Origin of the sequence: Clavibacter capsici (assembly GCF_001280205.1) — a bacterium.
GTDB classification, from domain to species: Bacteria; Actinomycetota; Actinomycetes; order Actinomycetales; family Microbacteriaceae; genus Clavibacter; species Clavibacter capsici.
In genome coordinates, this window is sequence record NZ_CP012573.1 from 2,312,810 (window position 1) to 2,334,102 (window position 21,293).

20 protein-coding genes are annotated in these 21,293 nt (G+C 70.3%); 9 read left to right on the forward strand and 11 right to left on the reverse strand.

All coding sequences use genetic code 11. The annotated features are described in order from the left end of the window. Positions 1 to 33: 33 nt before the first annotated feature. Genes AES38_RS10805 through ychF form a run of 3 tightly spaced genes read right to left on the reverse strand, consistent with a single transcriptional unit; the run spans position 34 to position 4,039 of the window. Complete coding sequence (locus AES38_RS10805) at positions 34 to 1,035, reverse strand: restriction endonuclease subunit S (protein WP_053774982.1); 1,002 nt, start codon at positions 1,033 to 1,035, stop codon at positions 34 to 36. Then, positions 1,032 to 2,894 (reverse strand): HsdM family class I SAM-dependent methyltransferase, encoded by a 1,863-nt coding sequence (locus AES38_RS10810; protein ID WP_053774983.1) that lies wholly within the window; start codon positions 2,892 to 2,894, stop codon positions 1,032 to 1,034. The genes AES38_RS10805 and AES38_RS10810 overlap by 4 nt, the downstream gene beginning before the upstream one ends. Before the next feature lie 50 nt (positions 2,895 to 2,944). Beyond that, a complete protein-coding gene (ychF, locus tag AES38_RS10815; protein ID WP_053774984.1) occupies positions 2,945 to 4,039 on the reverse strand; it encodes a redox-regulated ATPase YchF in 1,095 nt (364 codons plus the stop codon). Between the two features lie 99 nt (positions 4,040 to 4,138). Between ychF and AES38_RS10820 the strand changes: the two genes are divergently transcribed. The 3 genes from AES38_RS10820 (at position 4,139) to fbaA (ending at position 7,370) form a co-directional block, all read left to right on the forward strand. Further along, positions 4,139 to 4,768 (forward strand): 3'-5' exonuclease, encoded by a 630-nt coding sequence (locus AES38_RS10820; protein WP_053774985.1) that lies wholly within the window; start codon positions 4,139 to 4,141, stop codon positions 4,766 to 4,768. A gap of 88 nt (positions 4,769 to 4,856) precedes the next feature. After that, on the forward strand, positions 4,857 to 6,236 hold the full coding sequence (locus tag AES38_RS10825) for a DNA recombination protein RmuC (protein WP_053774986.1): 1,380 nt from the start codon (positions 4,857 to 4,859) through the stop codon (positions 6,234 to 6,236). 108 nt (positions 6,237 to 6,344) lie between these two features. Beyond that, a complete protein-coding gene (gene fbaA / locus AES38_RS10830; protein ID WP_053774987.1) occupies positions 6,345 to 7,370 on the forward strand; it encodes a class II fructose-bisphosphate aldolase in 1,026 nt (341 codons plus the stop codon). 102 nt (positions 7,371 to 7,472) lie between these two features. On the opposite strand, the gene AES38_RS10835 is transcribed toward fbaA, so the two are convergent. Both AES38_RS10835 and AES38_RS10840 read right to left on the reverse strand, forming a co-directional pair. Further along, the gene (locus tag AES38_RS10835) at positions 7,473 to 8,285 is read right to left on the reverse strand and encodes a DUF6264 family protein (protein ID WP_053774988.1); all 813 of its coding nucleotides are present in this window, start codon (positions 8,283 to 8,285) and stop codon (positions 7,473 to 7,475) included. After that, positions 8,282 to 9,316, reverse strand: a complete 1,035-nt coding sequence (locus tag AES38_RS10840) for a 4-hydroxy-3-methylbut-2-enyl diphosphate reductase (protein WP_043674752.1) — start codon at positions 9,314 to 9,316, stop codon at positions 8,282 to 8,284. Before AES38_RS10840 ends, AES38_RS10835 begins: the two co-directional genes overlap by 4 nt. A 104-nt stretch (positions 9,317 to 9,420) precedes the next feature. Between AES38_RS10840 and xseA the strand changes: the two genes are divergently transcribed. From xseA to AES38_RS10865, 5 genes are all read left to right on the forward strand, one after another. Continuing rightward, positions 9,421 to 10,737 carry an exodeoxyribonuclease VII large subunit gene (xseA, locus tag AES38_RS10845; RefSeq protein WP_053774989.1) on the forward strand — a complete coding sequence of 439 codons (1,317 nt, stop codon included), beginning with the start codon at positions 9,421 to 9,423 and terminating at the stop codon, positions 10,735 to 10,737. 10 nt (positions 10,738 to 10,747) lie between these two features. Beyond that, a complete protein-coding gene (locus AES38_RS10850; protein ID WP_053774990.1) occupies positions 10,748 to 10,993 on the forward strand; it encodes an exodeoxyribonuclease VII small subunit in 246 nt (81 codons plus the stop codon). 2 nt (positions 10,994 to 10,995) lie between these two features. After that, positions 10,996 to 11,709 (forward strand): DUF4245 domain-containing protein, encoded by a 714-nt coding sequence (locus AES38_RS10855; protein ID WP_053774991.1) that lies wholly within the window; start codon positions 10,996 to 10,998, stop codon positions 11,707 to 11,709. Further along, positions 11,706 to 12,383: a carbonic anhydrase gene (locus tag AES38_RS10860; protein WP_053774992.1), complete on the forward strand. Its 678-nt coding sequence runs from the start codon at positions 11,706 to 11,708 to the stop codon at positions 12,381 to 12,383. The genes AES38_RS10855 and AES38_RS10860 overlap by 4 nt, the downstream gene beginning before the upstream one ends. An 83-nt stretch (positions 12,384 to 12,466) precedes the next feature. Next, positions 12,467 to 13,894 (forward strand): class II fumarate hydratase, encoded by a 1,428-nt coding sequence (locus AES38_RS10865; RefSeq protein WP_072174637.1) that lies wholly within the window; start codon positions 12,467 to 12,469, stop codon positions 13,892 to 13,894. A gap of 78 nt (positions 13,895 to 13,972) precedes the next feature. Here AES38_RS10865 and phoH2 read toward each other — a convergent pair whose 3' ends face one another. Together phoH2 and AES38_RS10875 are read right to left on the reverse strand one after the other, a co-directional pair. After that, entirely contained in the window at positions 13,973 to 15,319 is a 1,347-nt protein-coding gene (gene phoH2 / locus AES38_RS10870) for an RNA 5'-3' helicase PhoH2 (RefSeq protein WP_053775777.1), read from the reverse strand. A gap of 223 nt (positions 15,320 to 15,542) precedes the next feature. Further along, a complete protein-coding gene (locus AES38_RS10875; RefSeq protein ID WP_053774993.1) occupies positions 15,543 to 16,328 on the reverse strand; it encodes an isoprenyl transferase in 786 nt (261 codons plus the stop codon). Positions 16,329 to 16,409: 81 nt separating this feature from the next. Here AES38_RS10875 and trhA point away from each other — a divergent pair, with 81 nt between their 5' ends. Continuing rightward, positions 16,410 to 17,153 (forward strand): PAQR family membrane homeostasis protein TrhA, encoded by a 744-nt coding sequence (trhA, locus tag AES38_RS10880; RefSeq protein ID WP_053774994.1) that lies wholly within the window; start codon positions 16,410 to 16,412, stop codon positions 17,151 to 17,153. Between the two features lie 24 nt (positions 17,154 to 17,177). Here the strand turns inward: trhA and AES38_RS10885 are convergent, their stop codons facing one another. From AES38_RS10885 to AES38_RS10900, 4 genes are all read right to left on the reverse strand, one after another. Further along, positions 17,178 to 18,554, reverse strand: coding sequence for an extracellular solute-binding protein (locus tag AES38_RS10885; protein ID WP_053774995.1), 1,377 nt, complete (start codon positions 18,552 to 18,554; stop codon positions 17,178 to 17,180). Between the two features lie 50 nt (positions 18,555 to 18,604). Next, positions 18,605 to 19,519: a carbohydrate ABC transporter permease gene (locus AES38_RS10890; RefSeq protein WP_053774996.1), complete on the reverse strand. Its 915-nt coding sequence runs from the start codon at positions 19,517 to 19,519 to the stop codon at positions 18,605 to 18,607. After that, positions 19,516 to 20,505, reverse strand: coding sequence for a carbohydrate ABC transporter permease (locus tag AES38_RS10895; protein ID WP_053774997.1), 990 nt, complete (start codon positions 20,503 to 20,505; stop codon positions 19,516 to 19,518). Before AES38_RS10895 ends, AES38_RS10890 begins: the two co-directional genes overlap by 4 nt. A gap of 160 nt (positions 20,506 to 20,665) precedes the next feature. Continuing rightward, on the reverse strand, positions 20,666 to 21,187 hold the full coding sequence (locus AES38_RS10900) for a hypothetical protein (protein WP_053774998.1): 522 nt from the start codon (positions 21,185 to 21,187) through the stop codon (positions 20,666 to 20,668). Between the last annotated feature and the right edge of the window lie 106 nt (positions 21,188 to 21,293).

Genomic DNA, 21,293 nt, shown 5'->3' on the forward strand with positions numbered 1-21,293 from the left:
ACCACGCCGAGCATCTCCTATCTGCGGCAGGCGTTAGGCGGTCAGCGCGGCCGAAAGCTCCTCGTCGTCGCTCCGAACATCGCCAATGCGCGAAGCAACCGCGGCCGAAAACGGTAGGCCGCGCATCGTGGCATCCATATAGTCCCAATCGGGCTCCCCCGAATCGAGGGCAGGTAGACGGATCCCGGTCTTCTTCATCCGAGCCATGTTCCACTTGTAGCCGTAGCTGAAACGAGTCCGCTCGAACCGGATCAACGCAGCCACGAACAAGAGCGCCCACCGAGTCGCATCCTGCCTCGGAATCAGAACCTGCACGTCGTCAGAAGCAAAGAACGGCTGATCTTGGTAGAAGGCGATCCCGACCGAGTTGCCGTTGTACGGCACCGTCAGGCAGTGGGGCGGGAAAGTCGGCGCCAGATCACACATGTCTGTGATGCCATTATTCTTCTCTGACGCTCCGATGAAGCGCGTAGAGCCGGGCGTGCGCTGAGCCTTAGTGACTCGGCTGCCCTTCCTGACCGTAAACAGGTTATCGAGCGCAAAGAGCGGCCATGTGTGGGGGTCTGTCAAGTGTACGGTTGGAGCGATTGCGCGCGAAAGGCCGTCGTGGGTCGGTATTTTCATCCGAGCGACCCAGCCTGGCACTGCGTCTGGTACGGGTAGAGAACCGAGCGTGCGATTCGCCTGCCGCCCGTAAGAGAACTTGTGCCGATTCTCCCAGATGCACCGGCACCACCAGAGTTTCTCGACCGTGGTCATGGTCGAATCCTTGGCGGTAAGGATCATGACGTCCCGGCCGCACACGAACGGCTCCGGCTGCACGAAGGATGACAACACCCCGTTGCCACCGAGCGCCACCGTGATTTCCCCCGGGACTCCAGGCGTTGCTGTGGTCAGCACCCGCGCCGTAATTCCATTGTTGCCCATAGCTCGAGAAGCGAAGTTGACGCCGTCAGGGGCCGAGACCCGCTGCAGCCCGTTGAGTTCGAGTGAATGCCCGTACCGTAAGTCGAAGACCTCGTCGAGACGCTTCACTCGTCGGCGCTTTCATCGGGACCGACTTCACCCCTCAGAACAAAGAGGGCGTGGTCGAGCAGCACCTTCTCGAGATCGGAGCGCGCGAGGCGCGAGTAGTCGGTCTCCATATAAGCCTCGGCAACCCACTCGGCGTCGGCACCGACCGTCTGCATCACAGCCTGGCCTGGGTGGACCTCGCGGTTGCGGAACATCTCGATCCAGCGATTTCGCACGTCCGGCCAGGTGTGGTCCTTGTCCACTCGGCCAAGGTTCTTGACCTTGCTGAAGTTGTCGTCACGCCAGTAACCGAACCAGGTCTTGCGGTCAGACTTTGCGTGCGGAACGCCAGAGGTGAACACCATGATGCAGGTGATGACACCCACCGGGTAGAACAGCTCGGGCGGCATCGACATGACAGCCTCAAGCGTGTGCTTCTTCAGCAGGTTTTTCTTAAGGACGCTCGAGCCCGTCGCGCACGAGACGGGCACAATTGCAATGCCGGTCCCGCCTTTCTCAAGGCTGTCGAGCATCTGTTCGACGAATCGTAGCTCGTGGAGGTCCTCTTTTGATTTCGCGTAGGGCGGATTGACCATGCCTATGTTGGCCTTGTGCTCCTTCACGCCCTTCGCGATTGCGGTGTCGAAGCATGACCCCTGGTAGAGGTTCGCCTTGCCATCACCGCGCAGGATCATATTAGATGCGCCAAGAGCGTACATGCTCGGATTCTGCTCGACGCCAATTAGACGGTTCTGCTTGATGTCAAGCACTTCGGCCTCGGTCGTAGCCGTCTTAACCATCTGAACCATTGACGATATTAGGAAACCGCCCGTGCCGGCGCAGATGTCGAGGACCTTGTCTTCCTTGCTGACGTTGGCGATCAGGCCGAATAACTCGGTCACGTGGCGTGGCGTGAGGACGATACCTAAGCCCTTACCGTCGCCACCGGTGTATTTTAAAAACTCGCCGTAGAACGCACCGACGACGTCGAAGTCGTGGTAGATAGTCAGGAATGGCATGACTTTTTCGGCAAGCATGGAGACAATTTCGTTGAGCACGCCTTTGGGGTAGCCCTTCGTGGGCTTGCGCAACTCCGGGTGAACCTGGATTCCAGTGAACGGCTGAGTCATGTTCTCGAGCTTTGCGACCGGCAGTTTTGCCTCGCGGATGACGCGCTTGATCGACTGAATCCAGAACTCCGGAAGCTCACTCGCGGGATACGAGTCGTACGTCTTCGCGAAGATCTGGTCCTTCAGCGCGATCAGCGTCCCGGCGACCGCTAGAGGCTTCTCCTTCTCTTCGAGCTCAGCCTCGTCGCGCATGAATTCGTGCATCTCCATGGAAAACGCAATGAGATCTCGCTCGCGCTGACGCTGGACTCGCGGGTCAAACGATGCGGCGGCGATTAAGTCGCTCAACCCGATTAAGGCAGCAACCGGCGCACCGGTGGCCGAAACAAGGTCATGTTCCTGAGACGATCCTTTCGGCGTGACAAAGAATGACCACTCGTTTGACTGAGATGTACCAGATACCGCGATTGAGATGACCGTGTAAGCTGGCGATAGATATCTGGCGTAGTGGAGCACGCCGTCGACGGCGTAGTCTCGCGCCAGATCGCGGTTGGCCGACTCGTGCTGCCTAACATCAGCCTTGCATTCGATCAGCACGACCATGTCTGGCGTGGCCGGCGCCGTGATGATGAACTCGGGATAACCGGCGGCCTTGCCCTTGCCAGTCTTCGATGCCCTGGAAAGACCTTTTCGTATTTCCTGCACAAGCGATTGTTGCTTCTCGACGACGATGTCGTCCGGATCGTCGTAGTAGCCCAGCTCGCGAAGGCTGGTCTCCACCAGGTCCTCAGTGACGCGCTCATTGACCATCGATTACACGTCCCTGCCCCGCGCGGACAGCACCAGACGGGAATGTTTCATCATTTGCTTCCGGCCCCCGAGGTTCCTCCGAACCGGAACTCCACAACGTCCCCGTCCTGCATGACGTACTCCTTGCCCTCGATGCGGGCCTTGCCCTTGGAGCGCGCCTCGGCGATGGAGCCGGTCTCGACCAGGTCGTCGTAGGAGATGACCTCGGCCTTGATGAAGCCCTTCTCGAAGTCGGTGTGGATCACGCCGGCCGCCTGCGGGGCCTTCCAGCCACGGCCGATGGTCCAGGCCCGCGTCTCCTTCGGGCCCGCCGTCAGGTAGGTCTGCAGGCCGAGGGTCTCGAAGCCGATGCGGGCGAGCTGGTCGAGGCCCGACTCCTCCTGGCCGGTGCTCGCGAGCATCTCGGCGGCGTCCTCGGGGTCGAGCTCGATGAGCTCCGACTCGATCTTCGCGTCGAGGAACACGGCCTGCGCGGGCGCCACGAGGGCGGCCAGCTCGGCGAGCTTGCCCTTGTCGCCGAGCACCTGCTCGTCGACGTTGAACACGTAGATGAAGGGCTTCGCGGTCAGCAGGCCGAGCTCGCGGACGGGCTCGAGGTCGATCTTCGACGCCGACAGCGGCTTGCCCGAGTCGAGCCACTCGCGCGCGGCCTTCGCGGTCTCGAGCACGATCGGCTCGATGCGCTTCGTCTTCAGCTCCTTCTCGTAGCGCGGCTCGGCGCGCTCGAGGGTCTGCAGGTCGGCGAGGATCAGCTCGGTGTTGATGGTCTCCATGTCGCTCGCGGCGTCCACGCGGCCGTCGACGTGCACGACGTCCTCGTCCTCGAAGCCGCGGACGACCTGCGCGATGGCGTCGGCCTCGCGGATGTTCGCGAGGAACTGGTTGCCGAGGCCCTCACCCTCGCTCGCGCCGCGGACGATGCCCGCGATGTCGACGAAGGAGACGGGGGCGGGCAGGATCCGCTCGGAGCCGAAGAGGCCGGCGAGCACCTCGAGGCGCGGGTCCGGCAGGTTCACCACGCCCACGTTCGGCTCGATCGTCGCGAACGGGTAGTTCGCGGCGAGCACCTGGTTCTTGGTCAGGGCGTTGAAGAGCGTCGACTTGCCGACGTTGGGGAGACCGACGATCGCGATAGTGAGAGCCACGGGAGTCCATCGTACGGGGCGGGCCGGCTCCTCCCCCGACCCGGGCGGGCGCGGGCTCTCCGGAATCCGGCGTCGGTCGTGCGTGGAACACTCGAACCCATGCCGTTGGACTTCACCGCGATCGACTTCGAGACCGCCAACAACTCGTCGGCGAGCGCGTGCTCGGTGGGTCTCGTGAAGGTCCGCGACGGCGTCGTGGTCGAGACCGCCTCGTGGCTCATCCGGCCGCCCGCGGGGCACGACGCCTTCTCGGTCTGGAACACGCGGATCCACGGCATCGTCGAGGACGACGTCGCCGGCGCCGACGGCTGGGCCGACCAGCTGCCGCGCCTCATGGCCTTCGCGGGCGACGACCACCTCGTGGCCCACAACGCGCGCTTCGACATGGGCGTGATCCAGGGCGCGTGCAAGGCGACCGCGCTCATCCCGCCGCCGTACTCCTACCTCTGCAGCCTCCAGGTCGCGCGCCGCACGTACACGCTCGACTCGTACCGGCTGCCGGTGGCCGCGCGGGCGGCCGGCTTCGAGGACTTCTCGCACCACGAGGCGCTGGCCGACGCGCGGGCCTGCGCCGCGATCGTCGTGCACGCCGCCGGTCGTCACGGCGCCGCGTCGATCGCGGGGCTGGCGGAGGCGGCGGGCGTCGGCCTCGGACGCATCGGCGCCCCGCGCACGCAGACCGTCACGCAGGCGTCTGCCGCGGCGACGCCGCCCATCGACTGGGCCTGATCCTCCCCAGGCGCGCCCCGCCGGATCCGTCCCTCGGGCGCCCGCCCGGCGTCCCGCCCGTGTCGGCGGCCGCTGGCACACTGCACGCATGGATCCCGTCATCGCCCTGCTCGTCGGCCTCGTCATCGGCCTGGCCGTGGGCGCGGTGGTCGGGCTCGCGGTGTCGCGCGCCCGCTCGGGGGTGGATGCGCCGGGCAGCGCGGGCGAGGCCGCGCGACTCGCCGCCGCGGAGGCCACGGTCACGGCGCTGCGCGAGCAGCTGGATCGCACGGAGCGGCTGGCCGAGGAGCAGGTCGCCCAGACCACGGCGCAGTTCGCCGAGCGCGCGCAGACGCAGGACGCGCTGCACCGCGAGCGGCTCGACGCGCAGGAGTCCCACCTCCGCGAGCAGATCGGCCAGCAGGAGGATCGCATCGCGGAGCTCCAGACCCGGCTGCGCGAGATCCAGCGCGCCGAGGTCGCCCGCACCGAGGAGGACGGCCGCGTGCTCACCGCCCTCAGCCCCGTCGCCGAGAGCCTCAAGCAGGTGCAGGCGAAGGTGCACGAGCTCGAGGAGCAGCGCCGCCAGCAGCACGGCGAGCTGAGCGAGCAGCTGCGGAGCGCCACCGAGGCGGAGGAGCGGCTGCGCGCCACCGCGGAGACGCTCGCGTCCGCGCTCCGCTCCAACAGCACGCGCGGCGTGTGGGGCGAGACGCAGCTGCGCAGCGTCGTCGAGGCGGCCGGCCTCATCCACCGGGTCGACTTCGACGTGCAGACCTCCGTCTCCACCGCGCAGGGCGTCGGCCGGCCCGACATGGTCGTGCACCTGCCGGGCGGCAAGCACATCGCGGTGGATGCGAAGGCGCCGTTCACCGCGTACCTCGAGGCGAGCGCCATCCCCGCCTCCGCCACCGGGCCCGAGGGCGCCCGACGTGACGCGCTGATGAAGCAGCACGTGCAGGCGGTGCGCGACCACATCACGGCGCTCGGCAGCCGCGCCTACTGGGAGGGGCTCGACGCGAGCCCCGAGATGGTCATCGCGTTCATCCCGAGCGAGTCGCTCGTCTCGTCGGCGCTGGAGGCGGATCCGAGCATCATGGAGTTCGCGTTCTCCCGCCGGGTGGCGCTCTCCTCGCCTGTGACGCTGTGGTCGGTGCTCAAGACCGTCGCGTTCAGCTGGCAGCAGGAGGTGCTCACCGAGGACGCGAAGCAGCTCTTCGACCTCAGCCGCGAGCTGCACGCGCGCCTCGCCACGAGCGGCGAGCACATCGCCAAGCTCGGGCGCTCGCTCACGGGCGCGGTGGGCGACTACAACCGCGTCGTCGGATCCCTGGAACGCCAGGTGCTCCCCACCGCGCGCCGCCTCACCCGGCTCGACGAGTCCAAGGTCATCGGGACGCTCGAGCCGCTCGAGGCCACCGCGCGCGAGCTCACGGCCGACGAGTTCACGCGTCCCGCGTCCCGGGCCGCGGACACGCCCGCTGGGTAGAGTGGCGAGCACGCGGGGCCCGGCCGCTGGGACTCACCTCCCACCGGCCGACGAGGATCCCGCGACAGCCGCACGGCGTCGCCGTGGATCCGCCGAAGGAGATGCACCATGCCCGTAGCAACCCCCGAGCAGTACGCCGAGATGCTGGATCGCGCCAAGTCCGGCGGCTTCGCCTACCCGGCCGTCAACGTCTCGTCGTCGCAGACCATCAACGCGGTCCTCCAGGGGCTCACCGAGGCCGGCTCCGACGGCATCATCCAGGTCACCACGGGCGGCGCCGACTACTTCTCCGGCCACACCGTGAAGAACCGCGCGGCCGGCGCTCTCGCGTTCGCGCGCTTCGCCACCGAGGTCGCCAAGAACTACCCCATCACCGTCGCGCTCCACACCGACCACTGCCCGAAGGACGCCCTCGACGGCTTCGTCATCCCGATGATCGAGGCCAGCGAGGAGGAGGTCCGCGCGGGCCGCAACCCCATCTTCCAGTCGCACATGTGGGACGGCTCGGCCATCCCGCTCAACGAGAACCTCGACATCGCGACGGACCTGCTCCCCCGCATGAAGGCGATCAACGCGATCCTCGAGGTCGAGATCGGCGTCGTCGGCGGCGAGGAGGACGGCGTCAGCCACGACACCGGCTCGCACCTCTACACGACCCTCGAGGACGCCATCTCCACGGTCGAGGCCCTCGGCCTCGGCGACAAGGGCCGCTACATGGCCGCGCTCACCTTCGGCAACGTGCACGGCGTGTACAAGCCGGGCGGCGTGCAGCTGCGCCCGTCGCTCCTGAAGGAGATCCAGGACGGCATCCAGTCGAAGTACGGCACGAGCGAGAAGCCGTTCGACCTCGTCTTCCACGGCGGATCCGGCTCCTCCGACGACGAGATCGCGGAGGCCGTGCGCAACGGCGTCGTGAAGATGAACATCGACACCGACACGCAGTACGCGTTCAGCCGCTCCATCGCCGACTCGGTGCTCCGCAAGTACGACGGCTTCCTCAAGGTCGACGGCGAGGTCGGCGACAAGAAGACGTACGACCCCCGCGCCTGGGGCAAGACGGCGGAGTCGGCCATGGCCGCCCGCGTCGTCGAGGCCACGCGCCAGCTCGGCTCGCACGGCAAGTCGCAGAGCTAGCGCTCGCGCTGGCGCTCGCGCGCAGGCGCAGCGCACACGACGGCGGGGCCGGTCCACCAGGACCGGCCCCGCCGTCGTGCGTGCAGGAGGAGGACGCGGGCCTCAGGGACCCCCGCGCGACATGATCTGCTGGAACGTCGGGTCGGCCACGATGAGGCTCAGCACCAGGGCGGTGGTGATCACGGTCGCGACCACGGCGCCGGCGATGGGGACCCAGAAGGCCACGCGCTTGCGCTTCACGAGCTCGAGCGCGATCCACGCCGCGAGCACGAAGACGACGACGTTCACGACGTTGACCGCGATGCCGATCACCGAGGTCTGCGGCGTCACGGTGTACGTGCCGCCGCCGAAGAGCGCGTAGGACTGGTTGATGGCGCGCGACGGATCCGCGTTCGAGCCGATGCTGCCGGCCACGTTCACGAGGCCGGCCGCGAGCAGGCCGATCGTGATGGCGGCGTCGAAGCGGCGCGGCGCGCGACGCGCGTCCTGGCCCGGGAGGTAGGCGGGCCGCTCCGGGCGGGGAGCCGCGCCCGGTGACGACGCTCCCGCAGGATCCGCGGGCGGCTTCACGGCCGGCGCGCGACGGGCCTCGCGGCGCGCGACCTCCGCGGCCTTCTCGGCCTCGCGGCGCTCGGCGAGCATGCGCTCGCGCGCGGCCTTCCGCTCATCCGCCATCTGCTCGGCGAGCGTCTGCGGGGCGGCGGGCTTCCCGCCCTTCTTGGCGCCACGGCCGGTGGACGCCGGGGCGTCGCGCTCGGCCTGGGCACGGCGGTACTCGGCCGCCTCGGCGACGATCCGCGCATCCGCCTCGGAGAGCTCCGACGACCCGCTCGCGTCCGACGAGGACGACGCCGCGTACTCGCCGTAGCGGGGCGCGGGTCGCCCGGGACGGCGCGTGCCGTCGTCGTCGCTCACGCGCGGGTGCGCCCGCCGATGGCGCGGGAGTCCGTGTTGCCGGACTGGTCCTTGCGCAGCTCCTTGGGGAGCGAGAAGACGAGGTCCTCCTCGGCCGTGACGACCGCGGTGACGTCGCCGTAGCCGGCGTCGGCCAGGTCGTCGAGCAGCTCCTGCACGAGGACCTCGGGCACGGACGCGCCGCTCGTGACGCCGACCGTCTGCACGCCGTCGAGCCACTCCTGCTTGACCTCGGACGCGTAGTCGACCCGGTAGGACGCCTTGGCGCCGTACTCGAGGGCGACCTCGACGAGGCGCACGGAGTTGGAGCTGTTCGCGGATCCGATGACGATGACGAGGTCGGCGTCGACCGCGACCTTCTTGATCGCGACCTGGCGGTTCTGCGTGGCGTAGCAGATGTCGTCGCTCGGCGGGTCCTGCAGGTTGGGGAAGCGGGCGCGGAGGCGGCGGACCGTCTCCATCGTCTCGTCGACCGAGAGCGTGGTCTGCGAGAGCCAGACGAGGTTGTCGGGGTCCTTGACCTCGATGACGTCGGCGTGCTCCGGGGAGTTGACGACGATGGTCTGCTCGGGCGCCTCGCCCGCGGTGCCCTCGACCTCCTCGTGGCCCTCGTGGCCGATGAGGAGGATCTGCATGTCGGCCTTGGCGAAGCGCACGGCCTCGCGGTGGACCTTGGTGACGAGGGGGCAGGTCGCGTCGATGGCCTGGAGCCCGCGGTCAGCGGCGCCCTGCACCACGGCCGGCGAGACGCCGTGCGCGCTGAAGACGACGTGGGCGCCCTCGGGGACCTCGTCGACCTCCTCCACGAAGATCGCGCCCATGCGCTCGAGCGTCGAGACGACGTGCACGTTGTGGACGATCTGCTTCCGCACGTAGACGGGTGCGCCGTAGCGCTCGAGCGCCTTCTCGACGGCCACGACCGCGCGGTCGACGCCGGCGCAGTAGCCCCGGGGAGCGGCGAGCAGGACCTTCTTGGGTCCTGCCACCGGGTTATCCTTGAGCCTGTTGCGGACGCCGGGCATCCGCGGCATCGACAGGCTGACGACGGGTGCTCCCACGAGTCGCTGGTCAGTGGTCGCTGTAGTCACGTGGTCAATTGTATGCGCCGGATCTGGGCGTCGAGCGGGGTGGACGGATGAGCGAGACGCGCACGGTGTCGATGCCCGCTGCCGGCGCCCCCACGGTCGACGCGCCGTGGCCCGTCTCGGTGCTCTCCGGCAAGGTCAAGGGCTGGATCGACCGGCTCGGCACCGCCTGGGTCGAGGGCGAGATCACCCAGTGGGGCGGATCCGGCGGCAACGTCTACGGGAAGCTCAAGGACCTCGACGTCGACGCCACCATCAGCTTCACCGTCTGGTCGTCGGTGCGCGCGAAGATCCCGGCCGACCTCGGCCAGGGCGCCCGCGTCGTCGCGCTCGTGAAGCCGAACTACTGGGTCAAGGGCGGCACGCTCACGATGCAGGTGCTGGAGATGCGCCACGTCGGCCTCGGCGACCTGCTCGAGCGGCTGGAGCGCCTGCGTCAGACGCTGCGCGCCGAGGGCCTGTTCGACGCCGACCGCAAGCGCCGCCTGCCGTTCCTCCCCGGCTGCATCGGCCTCATCACGGGCAAGGACTCCGACGCCGAGAAGGACGTGCTCCGCAACGCCCAGCTGCGCTGGCCGAGCGTCCGCTTCCGCGTCGTGCACACCGCGGTGCAGGGCGACCGGGCCGCGGGCGAGGTGACGCGCGCCATCGGGGTGCTCGACGAGGATCCCGAGGTCGACGTCATCGTCGTCGCGCGCGGCGGCGGCGACTTCCAGAACCTCCTCGTCTTCAGCGACGAGCAGCTCGTGCGCACGGCGGCCGCGTGCCGCACCCCGCTCGTCAGCGCCATCGGCCACGAGGCCGACCGGCCGCTGCTCGACGACGTGGCGGACCTCCGCGCCTCCACCCCCACCGACGCCGCGAAGCGCGTGGTGCCCGACGTCTCCGAGGAGCTCTCCCGCGTGCAGCAGGCGCGCGCCCGCATCGGCATGCGGCTCACCAGCCAGGTGCGCGGCGAGATCGACCGCATCGAGCAGCTCCGCTCGCGGCCCGTGCTCACGAGCACGGCGTGGATCGTCGACTCGCGCGCCGAGGAGCTCGGCCGCTACATCGCGCGCTCGGCGGAGCTCGCCGGCCGCGTCGTCGAGCGCGGGATGCAGCAGACGAGCGAGCTCTCCCGGCAGCTGCGCACGCTCTCGCCGCAGCACGTGCTCGACCGCGGCTACGCCATCGTGCAGACGGCCGACGGATCCGCGCTCCGCACCCCCGCGGACGCCCCCGACGGCACCGGCCTCGTGCTCCGCCTCGCAGCAGGCGCGCTCGGCGCCACCTCCACCGGCCCCACAGACGACATCCCGTCGTCGGCCGCGCGGCTGCCCGCCTCCCCCGCACCCGACGCCCGGCCCGCGTCCGGCACGGAAAGCTAGGATCTCCCCCATGCCCACCAGCCCCGCCGACACCGGCTCGCGCCTGCCCGACGTCTCCGAGCTCAGCTACGAGGAGGCGCGCGACGCCCTGGTGCGCGTCGTCAACGACCTCGAGCAGGGCACGTCCACGCTCGAGGAGTCGATCGCCCTGTGGGAGCGCGGCGAGGCCCTCGCGGCCCGCTGCGAGGAGTGGCTGCTCGGGGCCAAGGCGCGCCTCGACGCCGCGCGCACGACCGCCGCGTCCGACGCCGGCTGACCGTGGCGAAGCCCCGCACCCCGAACGTCGTCGCCGAGCTCGGCCGGCCCGAGACGCCCGAGGAGACCGCCGCCCGCAAGGCCGCCGACTCCCGCCGCCACCGCGCCAAGCAGACCTTCCGCAACCTGCTCTACTCGCTGCTCGTCACGGTCGCGACCGTCGCGGTCATCGTCGCGCTGGTCCCCCGCTCGAACACCACGATCCTGCCCGACGTCGACTACGGCGCCGCGGCGGCCGAGGCCCAGGGCGGCTTCCCGCAGACGCTCGTGGTGCCCGACCTGCCGAACGCGTGGAAGAGCAACGACGCGGAGATCCGCCCGGCCGGACGCGACGGCGTGGCCGTCTGGTACATCGGGCTCATCACGCCGAGCAACCGCTACGTCGGGATCTCGCAGGGCATCGACGCGAACCCCACGTGGCTCGACGAGACGCTGCAGTCGGCGCCCGAGGTGAGCTCCGAGGAGATCGGCGGCCTCGAGTGGACCCTGTACGACAACTCGCGGGCGGAGGAGCCCGGCAACGTCGTGCTCGCCGCGAGCGCCGTCGACGGCGACAGCACGTACGCGATCTACGGCACGGCCGACGCCAACGAGCTGCGCACCGCGATCGAGGCGGTCGCCGCCGCGCGCGCCACCCCGGCGGACGCGACGCCGACGCCGTCGCCCGCCGACGGCACCACCAGCACCATCGCACCGGAAGAGGGGAACGAGGGATGACGGACCAGGTCGAGACCGCGCAGGAGGACACCGTGCAGGACGACGCCGTGCAGGCGCCCGCCGCGGTGTGGGCGGAGATGGTCGAGGGCAACGCGCGCTTCGTCGCCGGCACGCCCCAGCACCCGCGCCAGGACGTCGAGCGCCGCGCCGCGCTCGCGCACGTGCAGCGCCCGGTGGCCGCGCTCTTCGGCTGCAGCGACTCGCGCCTCGCGGCCGAGATCATCTTCGACAAGGGCCTCGGCGACCTCTTCGTGATCCGCAACGCCGGCCAGATCATCTCCGACTCCGTGCTCGGCAGCCTCGAGTACGCCGTCGGCGTGCTGGGCGTGCCGCTGATCGTGGTGCTCGGGCACGACGAGTGCGGCGCCGTGCGCGCCGCCATCGAGAGCGCCGCGCCCGGCGCCGAGGCGCTGCCGCCGCACATCGCGAACCTCATCGCGCCCATCGCGCCCGCCGTGCACCGCGTCGCGGGCGACCACGTCGTGCCCAGCGAGGTCGACGCCGGCGAGGTCGGCCGCCAGCACCTGCGCGGCACCGTGACCCGCATGCTCGAGGCCTCCGAGATGATCTCCGACAAGGTGGCGGCCGGTAGCCTGGCCATCGTCGGCGCCAACTACAAGCTCCTCGAGGGCACCGCGGTGCCCGACGTCATCGTGGGCGACATCCCTCGCTAGAGGAGCCGTCCGCGCTGACCCGCAGACCCCCGCGGCCGAGGCGGCCCGGGTGCATCACCCGTCCCGAAGGAGAGAGAAACAGCGTGGTCGACACTTCCCCCGGAACCGAGACGAGCGGCGCGGACGCGTTCCGCATCGAGCACGACACGATGGGCGAGGTGCGGGTCCCGAAGGACGCCCTGTACGCCGCCCAGACGCAGCGCGCCGTCGAGAACTTCCCCATCTCCGGCCGCGGGCTCGAGCCCGCGCAGATCCAGGCGCTGGCCCGGATCAAGCGCGCCGCCGCGATCGTGAACGGCGAGATGGGCATCGTCGACGCCGACGTGTCGGCCGCGATCGTGGCCGCCGCCGACGAGGTGGCGGGCGGATCCCACCACGAGCACTTCCCGATCGACGTGTACCAGACGGGCTCCGGCACGAGCTCGAACATGAACATGAACGAGGTCCTCGCGGCCCTCGCCACGGCGTCGCTCGGCAAGCCCGTGCACCCGAACGACCACGTCAACGCGTCGCAGTCGTCGAACGACGTCTTCCCCACCTCGGTGCACGTCGCCGTCACGGGCGCGCTCCTCGCCGAGCTGATCCCCGCCCTCGAGCACCTCGCGGAGGCGCTCGAGACGAAGGCCGACGCGTGGAAGGGGCTCGTCAAGGCGGGTCGCACGCACCTCATGGACGCGACCCCGGTCACGTTCGGCCAGGAGTTCGCCGGCTACGCGCGCCAGGTCCGCCTCGGCATCGAGCGCGTGCGCACCGCCCTCCCCCGCGTCGCGGAGGTCCCGCTCGGCGGCACCGCCACCGGCACGGGAATCAACACGCCCGTCGGCTTCCCGCAGAAGGTGATCCAGGTCCTCGCGGAGGACACCGGCCTCCCCGTCACCGAGGCGCTCGACCACTTCGAGGCGCAGGGCGCGCGCGACGGCCTCGTCGACGCGTCCGGCGCGCTGCGCACCCTCGCGGTGAGCCTCACCAAGATCTGCAACGACATCCGCTGGATGGGCTCGGGCCCGAACACGGGCCTCGGCGAGCTGCACATCCCCGACCTCCAGCCCGGCTCCTCGATCATGCCCGGCAAGGTCAACCCGGTCATCCCCGAGGCCGTGCTCATGGTCTGCGCGCGCGTCATCGGCAACGACGCCACCGTCGCGTGGGCGGGCGCCTCCGGCCTGTTCGAGCTGAACGTCGCGATCCCGGTCATGGGCTCGTCGCTGCTCGAGTCGATCCGCATCCTCGCCTCCTCCACGCGCCTCCTGGCCGACAAGACCGTCGAGGGCCTCCGCGTCAACGAGGAGCACGCGCGTGCCCTCGCGGAGTCGTCGCCGTCGATCGTCACGCCGCTCAACCGCATCATCGGCTACGAGGCGGCGGCCAAGATCGCCAAGCACTCGGTCGCGCAGAAGATGACCGTCCGCGAGGCGGTGGTCGACCTCGGCTACGTCGAGCGCGGCGAGATCACCGAGGAGCAGCTCGATGCGGGCCTCGACGTGCTGCGGATGACGGCGCCGGGCCTGTAGCCGCCGCGCCGCACCGACGCCGACGGGCGCCGATCCCGTCGGGGACCGGCGCCCGTCGTCATGCGCGGAGCGGATGGATCACATGGGGTCGCCGTCGAGCAGCCCCGTCACGAGCGCCGCGATCGCGCTGCGCTCCGAGCGCGTGAGCGTGATGTGGCCGAACAGCTCGTGGCCCTTCAGCGTCTCGATCACGCTGGCGACGCCGTCGTGCCGGCCGACCCGGAGGTTGTCGCGCTGCGCCACGTCGTGCGTGAGCACCACGCGCGAGTTCTGGCCGATGCGGCTGAGCACCGTGAGCAGCACGTTCCGCTCGAGCGACTGCGCCTCGTCGACGATCACGAACGCGTCGTGCAGCGAGCGCCCGCGGATGTGGGTGAGCGGCAGCACCTCGAGGATCCCGCGCTCCACCACCTCGTCCATGACGTTCTGCGAGACGACGGATCCCAGGGTGTCGAACACGGCCTGCGCCCACGGGTTCATCTTCTCGGCGGCGTCGCCCGGCAGGTAACCGAGCTCCTGCCCGCCCACCGCGTACAGCGGCCGGAACACCATGATCTTGCGGTGCTGCTGCTTCTCCAGCACGGCCTCGAGCGCGGCGCACAGGGCGAGCGCCGACTTGCCGGTGCCGGCGCTGCCGCCGAGGGACACGATCCCCACCTCGCGGTCGAGGAGCAGGTCGATCGCGAGCCGCTGCTCGGCCGAGCGGCCCTTGAGGCCGAACACCTCGCGGTCGCCGCGCACCAGGTTCACGGTGCCGCGGCGGACGACCCGGCCGAGCGCGGATCCGCGGTCGGAGTGCAGCACCACGCCCGTGTTCACGGGCAGGTCCTGCACGACGCGCGTCTGCAGCGTCTCGCCGTCGTAGAGGTCGGCCATCTGCTCGCTGGAGAGCGTGACGTCGGCCATGCCGGTCCAGCCGCTGTCGACCGCGAGCTCGGCGCGGTACTCCTCCGCCATGAGGCCGATGGAGGCGGCCTTGACGCGGAGCGGCATGTCCTTCGAGACGACCGTGACCGCGAGGCCCTCCGTGGAGAGGTTGAGGGCGACCGCGAGGATCCGCGAGTCGTTGTCGCCGAGCTGCAGGCCGTTCGGGAGCGCCGCCATGCTCGAGTGGTTGAGCTCGACCCGCAGCGTGCCGCCGGCGTCGCCCACCTCGACGGGGAAGTCGAGCCGCTCGTGCTCCTCGCGGAGCTGGTCGAGGAGGCGGAGGGCCTGGCGCGCGAAGTAGCCGATCTCCGGGTCGTTCCGCTTGCTCTCGAGCTCCGTGATGACGATGACCGGGATCACCACCGCGTGCTCGGCGAAGCGGAAGAGCGCACGCGGGTCGGACAGGAGGACGGAGGTGTCGAGCACGTACGTGCGCTCGGCCTGCTGCGTCCCCTCCCCCCGGTCGTCGCGTCGTGCGGTGCTGCTGCGGCTGTCCATCGGGGCCACGGGCCACTCCATCCCCGAGCGTTCGCGCTCGGATCCTGACGGCGATCGGGCCACATGACGAGAAGAGGTGACGCGGCCCTCTCGATCGGGCGCCATGCCCGATGAGTGCGAACCTACGTCGCGCACCGCGGGTGTGACCAGAGCGACGCGGGTCCGGATGTGTCGCGGACATTAACTCTTGCTCCGCGCGCCGGACGGAGCCGCGGGAGCTGCGTCAGGATCCGAAGCGGCGCTGGCGCGAGGAGTAGTCGCGGAGCGCGCGCAGGAAGTCGACCTCGCGGAGGTCCGGTCCCAGCGCCTCCATGAAGTAGAGCTCGCTGTGCGCCGACTGCCACAGCATGAAGTCGCTGATGCGCTGCTCGCCCGAGGTGCGGATCACGAGGTCCGGATCCGGCTGCCCGCTCGTGTAGAGGTGCTCGCCGATGAGGGCGGGCGTGAGGAGCCCGGCGAGGTCCTCCAGCGTGCCGCCCGCGAGGTGGTGCGCGAGCACGATGCTGCGCATGGCGTCCGCGATCTCGGTGCGCCCGCCGTAGCCGACCGCGAGGTTGATGTGCAGCCCGGTGTTGTCCTTCGAGCGCTCCTCGGAGGCATCGAGGCGCGCGACGAGCTCGGGCGGCAGGCCCTCGTCGGATCCGACGTGCTTCACGCGCCAGTCGCGGTGCCGGGAGAGGTCCTCCGCGAGCTCGCCGATGATGTCGATGAGCGCCGTGAGCTCGGCGCTGCCGCGGCCCGTGAGGTTGTCGGTGGAGAGCAGGTAGAGCGTCGTGACCTTGATGTCGAGGTCGTCGCACCACTCGAGGAACTCGAGGAACTTGGCCGCGCCCGCCCGGTGCCCGTGGGCCGCGGACTCGAGTCCGAGCTGGCGGGCCCAGCGGCGGTTGCCGTCGAGGATCATCGCGATGTGGTGCGGGAGCGCCTGCCGGTCGAGGCCGCGGCGGATGCGCTTCTGGTACGCCCGGTAGAGGAGACCGCGCCACGGTCGGATCGGCTTCTCTCGCACGTAGGCAACGCTAGCCCACGCACCCGGGAGCCCGGATCGCCCGCCCGGCTGACGTCCCCTGGGCTGCCCTACACTCGCAGGATGACGCGCGACGCCTCCTCCCCTGGCCCGCTCGACGACACCCCGGAGGAGGAGGCGTCGGTCGCCCACCTGCCGCTCGTCGAGGACGCGCAGGACGTCGGCCCGGAGCCCAAGCCCACCTGGCGCGGGTGGCTGCACGCGGGCATGACCCCGGTGGCGCTCGTGCTCGGGATCGTCCTCATCGCGGTGGCGGATGGGGCCGCCGCGCGCATCGCGTGCGCCGTGTTCGTGGCGTCGTCGCTGCTGCTGTTCGGCGTCTCCGCGGTCTACCACCGGTTCGACTGGTCGCCGCGGGCCAAGATCCTCCTCAAGCGGATGGACCACGCCAACATCTTCCTGCTCATCGCGGGCTCGTACACGCCCATCACGGTGCTGGCCCTGCCGCACGACAAGTCGGTGCTGCTGCTCTGGCTGGTGTGGTCGGGCGCCGCGCTCGGCGTCCTGTTCCGCGTGTTCTGGATCCACGCCCCGCGCTGGCTCTACGTCCTGCTGTACCTCGTGCTCGGCTACGCGTCGCTCGTGTTCATCGTCGACTTCTTCCGCGCCGACGCCGCGATGATGACGCTGATCCTCGCGGGCGGCCTCGCCTACACGGTCGGCGCCGTCGCGTACGCGCTGAAGCGGCCGAACCCCTGGCCCGGCCGCTTCGGCTTCCACGAGATCTTCCACGCGTTCACCCTCGTCGCGTTCCTCTGCCACTGGACGGGGATCCTGCTGGTGGCGACGCACCCGCCCGTCGTCTGACCGGGCGGGTGCGTCGCGGGCCCGCTACAGGTACGGCTGCACGTTCTCCGTGTACGCGGAGGTGAGCTGGGTGGCGGCCGCCGGGAACACGTCGGCCGGGTCGGCGCCCTGCGTGAGGATCTGCGCCCACGGCTGCTGCAGGTACGTGTCGCCGTTGGGGATCAGCGTGCGCGCCCAGTCCTGCGACCGCACGTGCTCGAGGCTGTCGTACACCGTGCGGAAGGCGGGGTTCGACGCCCAGAAGCCCGTGAGGTCGGACGACCGGCCCGCCGAGGTGCGGACGGGCGCGTAGCCGGTCTTCTTCGCGAAGGCGACCTGCTGGTCGACCTCGGTGACGTGCTTGATGAACATGCCGGCGGCGAGCTGCTGCTCCTTGGTCTTGCTGCCGACGACCGCGAGGCCCGTGCCGCCGGTCGGGACGAACTGCCCCTGGGGGCCGCCGGGCAGGACGCCCGTGCCGATGGGGAACTTCGCGCTCGCGGTGACGATGCCGACCGCGCCCGCCGAGGCGATGGTGCAGGGGGCGAGGCCGCCCGCGAAGTCGACGGCGGTGTCGCCGCTGGCCGCCGCGACGTTGGCGATCTTCGAGTCGAACACGAGGCCGCGGGCGTAGCGGGCCGCCTCGAGCGTCTCGGGCTGGTCGAGCTTCAGGTCCCACCCGTCGGAGTACTGGCCGCCGCGGCCCCACAGCACGTTGCTCATCGCCCACGTGCCGATGGATCCCTGCGGGAGGCGGATCGCGGGCGTCCCGCCGGTCGCCTTCATGATCGCGGGCGCCCACTCCTCGAGCTCCGCCCAGGTCGCGGGGGCGCGGTCCGGGAGGCCGGCGCGCTGCCAGATCGACCGGTCGTAGTAGAAGATCGGCGTCGAGCGCGCGTAGGGCACCGCGAAGCGGCTGCCGTCGTACAGGTAGTCGTCGAGGAACACCCCGTTGAAGTCGTCGAGCTCGAACCCGAGGTGGGACATGAGGCCGTCCATCGCGATCGACTGCTTGTTGACCATGTAGCGGAACCACCAGGTGTCGCTGGCGTTCACCATGTCCGGCATGCTGTCGGTGCCCGCGGCGGCCTGGAGCTTCTGCGCGATCTCGTCGTAGCTCGCGCCGCCCGTGACGACGTTCACCGTGATGCCGGTCTTCGCGAGGAAGTCGGCGGCGAACTGCGCCTCGAGGTCGGAGGTCTGGCCGGGGTGCGTCGTCCACCACGTGATGTCGGTGGCGGGCTGGATCCCGTCCCAGTCGGTGTCGGGCGCGGCCGTCGCCTGGGCGCCGCCGACCGAGGGGCCGGAGCAGGCGGCGAGGAGCGCGGTGCCGCCGAGGACGGCGCCGAGCTTCAGCATGTCGCGCCGGCGGAGGGAGCTGTTCGCCGCGGCGCCGAAGGCCGAGCGGGGGTCGATGGGCATGGTTCTCCTGGGGTTCGGGGATGCGGGTCGGGCGGGGAGGAGGGAGCGGGTCAGCCGGTCACGGCGCCGGCGGTGAGGCCGCCGACGATGCGCCGCTGGAACACGAGGAAGACGGCGAGCACGGGGAGCGTGACGATGACGGTGCCCGCCATGAGCACGCCCCAGTTGGTGATGCCCGTGGTGTCCTGGAGGAGGGTGAGGCCGACGGGCAGGGTCATCATCCGCGGGTCGGTCGTCACGAGGAGCGGCCAGAGGTAGTCGTTCCACTCGCCGACGACGGAGACGAGCGCGACCGCGGCGATCGTGGGGCCCGACATGGGGATCACGAACGACCAGAGCCGGCGCAGGTGCCCGGCCCCGTCCATCGCCGCGGCCTCGAGCACGGAGCCCGGCAGCGTGAGGAAGTGCTGGCGGAAGAGGAACGTGCCGTACGCGCTCGCGACGCCGGGGAGGATGAGGCCGGGGTACGTGTTGATCCATCCGAGGCCCGCGACGACCTGGTAGTTCGGGATCATCACGATCTGCTGCGGCACGAGGAGCGCGAGGATCACCACGCCGAACCACACGTTCCGGAACGGCACGCGGATGAAGACCAGCGCGTACGCCGTCATCAGGCCGAGGAGCACCTTGAGCCCGGAGCCCGCGATCGTCTTGATGGCGCTGTTGGTGGCCAGCGTCTGGAAGGAGACCGTGTCGGACGCGGTCGCGTAGTTCGTGGGCGCGAACGACGACGGCAGCAGCTTCAACGGCACCGAGTAGATCTCGCCGAAGTCCTTGAAGCTCGTGAGCACCATCCAGACCAGCGGCATCAGCATCACGAGCACGGCGAGGGCGAGCGCGAGGTAGGTGCCCGCGAGGGGCGGCCGCGCGGATCCGGATGCGGACGGGCGGCCGAGGCGGCGGCGTGGACGTCCGGGCGCCGACGGCGCTCCCGCGGACTCGGGACGGGCGAGGGTCGCGGTCACGAGTAGTGCACCTTCCGCTGGACGACGACGAGCTGGACGAGGGTGACGACGAGCAGGACGAGGAACAGGATCGTGGCGACGGCCGACGAGTAGCCGGCGCGGCCGGCCACGAAGCCCTCGTGGTAGATCTGGTACATCATCGTGGTCGTGCCCTGCAGCGGCCCGCCCTTGGTCATCGCGCTGATGAGGTCGAAGGTCTGCAGCGAGCTGAGCAGCGTGGTCACGCTGAGGAAGAACGTCGTCGGGCTGAGCATGGGCAGCACGATGCGGACGAAGGTGCGCATGCGCCCCGCGCCGTCGAGGGCCGCCGCGTCGAGCAGGTCCTTCGGCACCGCCTGGAGCCCCGCCAGGTAGATGAGGGCGCAGTAGCCGAGGTCGCGCCAGACCTGCACGGTGGTGACCATCGCGAGTGCGGCGCCCGGGTCGCTGTACCAGTCGGGCGACGGCAGGCCGATGGCGGACAGGCCCGCGGAGATGAGGCCGAAGTTCGGGTCGAAGACGTAGAGCCACAGGAAGCCGACGGCCACGCCCGAGAGCACGTAGGGCGCGACGATGATGGTGCGGACCGGGCCGCGCAGCCGGATCCGGCGGTTCAGCAGCACGGCGACGCCGAGCCCCAGCACCATCGACCCCATCACGGTGACGCCCGTGAAGACGACGGTGACGGAGATGACCGTGGGCGTCTGCGGATCCTGGAACCAGGCGACGTAGTTGGCGAGGCCCACCTCGCGGGCGACGGACGAGCCGATGTTCCACTGCAGCGTCGAGTAGTAGAAGGACTCGAGCAGCGGCTTGTACGTGAAGACCGCGAGCAGCAGCACGTTGGGCCCGACGAAGGCGAGGAACAGCAGGCCGTCGCGGAGGCGCGGGCCCCTGAGGCGGCGCGGTCGCGGGGCGGCGGCGGGACGCGCGGCGACCGGGCGGATCGGCGTGGGCGACCCTCCGGGCGGCGGTGCGAACCGGGCGGGCGCGGGGGCGTGCGTCATGTCGGGCTCCTCCTGCGCTCGGGAGAGGGAACGTTCCCTCCGCGCCCGGCCACGCTACGAAGCGAGGGTTAACGCGGGAGGACGGGCGGGTGGCGGGCGGGGGCACACGCGGCGGCCGGCGTCCCCCGCATGGGGGACGCCGGCCGCCGATGCGATCCGGTCAGCCGCGACGGACGGGCGCGTACCGGTCGTAGACCATCCAGTTGTGACCGGTGGTGTCGATGGTGCCGAAGCCGCCGGCCGTCTGGTACTGGATGTTGCACGTGGGGCCGTCGTAGCTGATGACGTCGTAGAAGCCCGCCGGCAGGTCGACCTTGATGTAGGGGTACAGGTCGGCGCCGGGGCGGTAGTCGCCCATCGAGTAGCAGCGGGAGAGGTTGCCGGCGCCCTTCAGGGACTGGACGCGGATGGCGCGGACGTTGTGCCCGCCGCGGGTCCAGTGCGTCTGGAACTGGATCCGGACGTCGCCGTACGCGAGCGAGGTCTCCGGCGAGCCGCCCGTCCCGGGTGCGGGGACGGTCGTGGTCGTGGTCGCCGAGGTCGGCGCCTCGGACGCGGACGCCGGCGCGATGCCGAGGCCGACGGTGGCGGTGACCGCGAGGGCGACGGCGGCCGTGAGGGATCCGGCTCCGCGGAGGCGACGCGACGATCGGGTCGAGGGCGTGGGGGTGGTGTGTGACACGGTGGTGGCTCCTGTCTCGGGTGGAGCCATGAGACTAGGGAGCGGCAGGCGGGGGGTGGATCGGCACGTCCACAGCGCGCGGACGACCTGCCCCCGCACGGGGGCG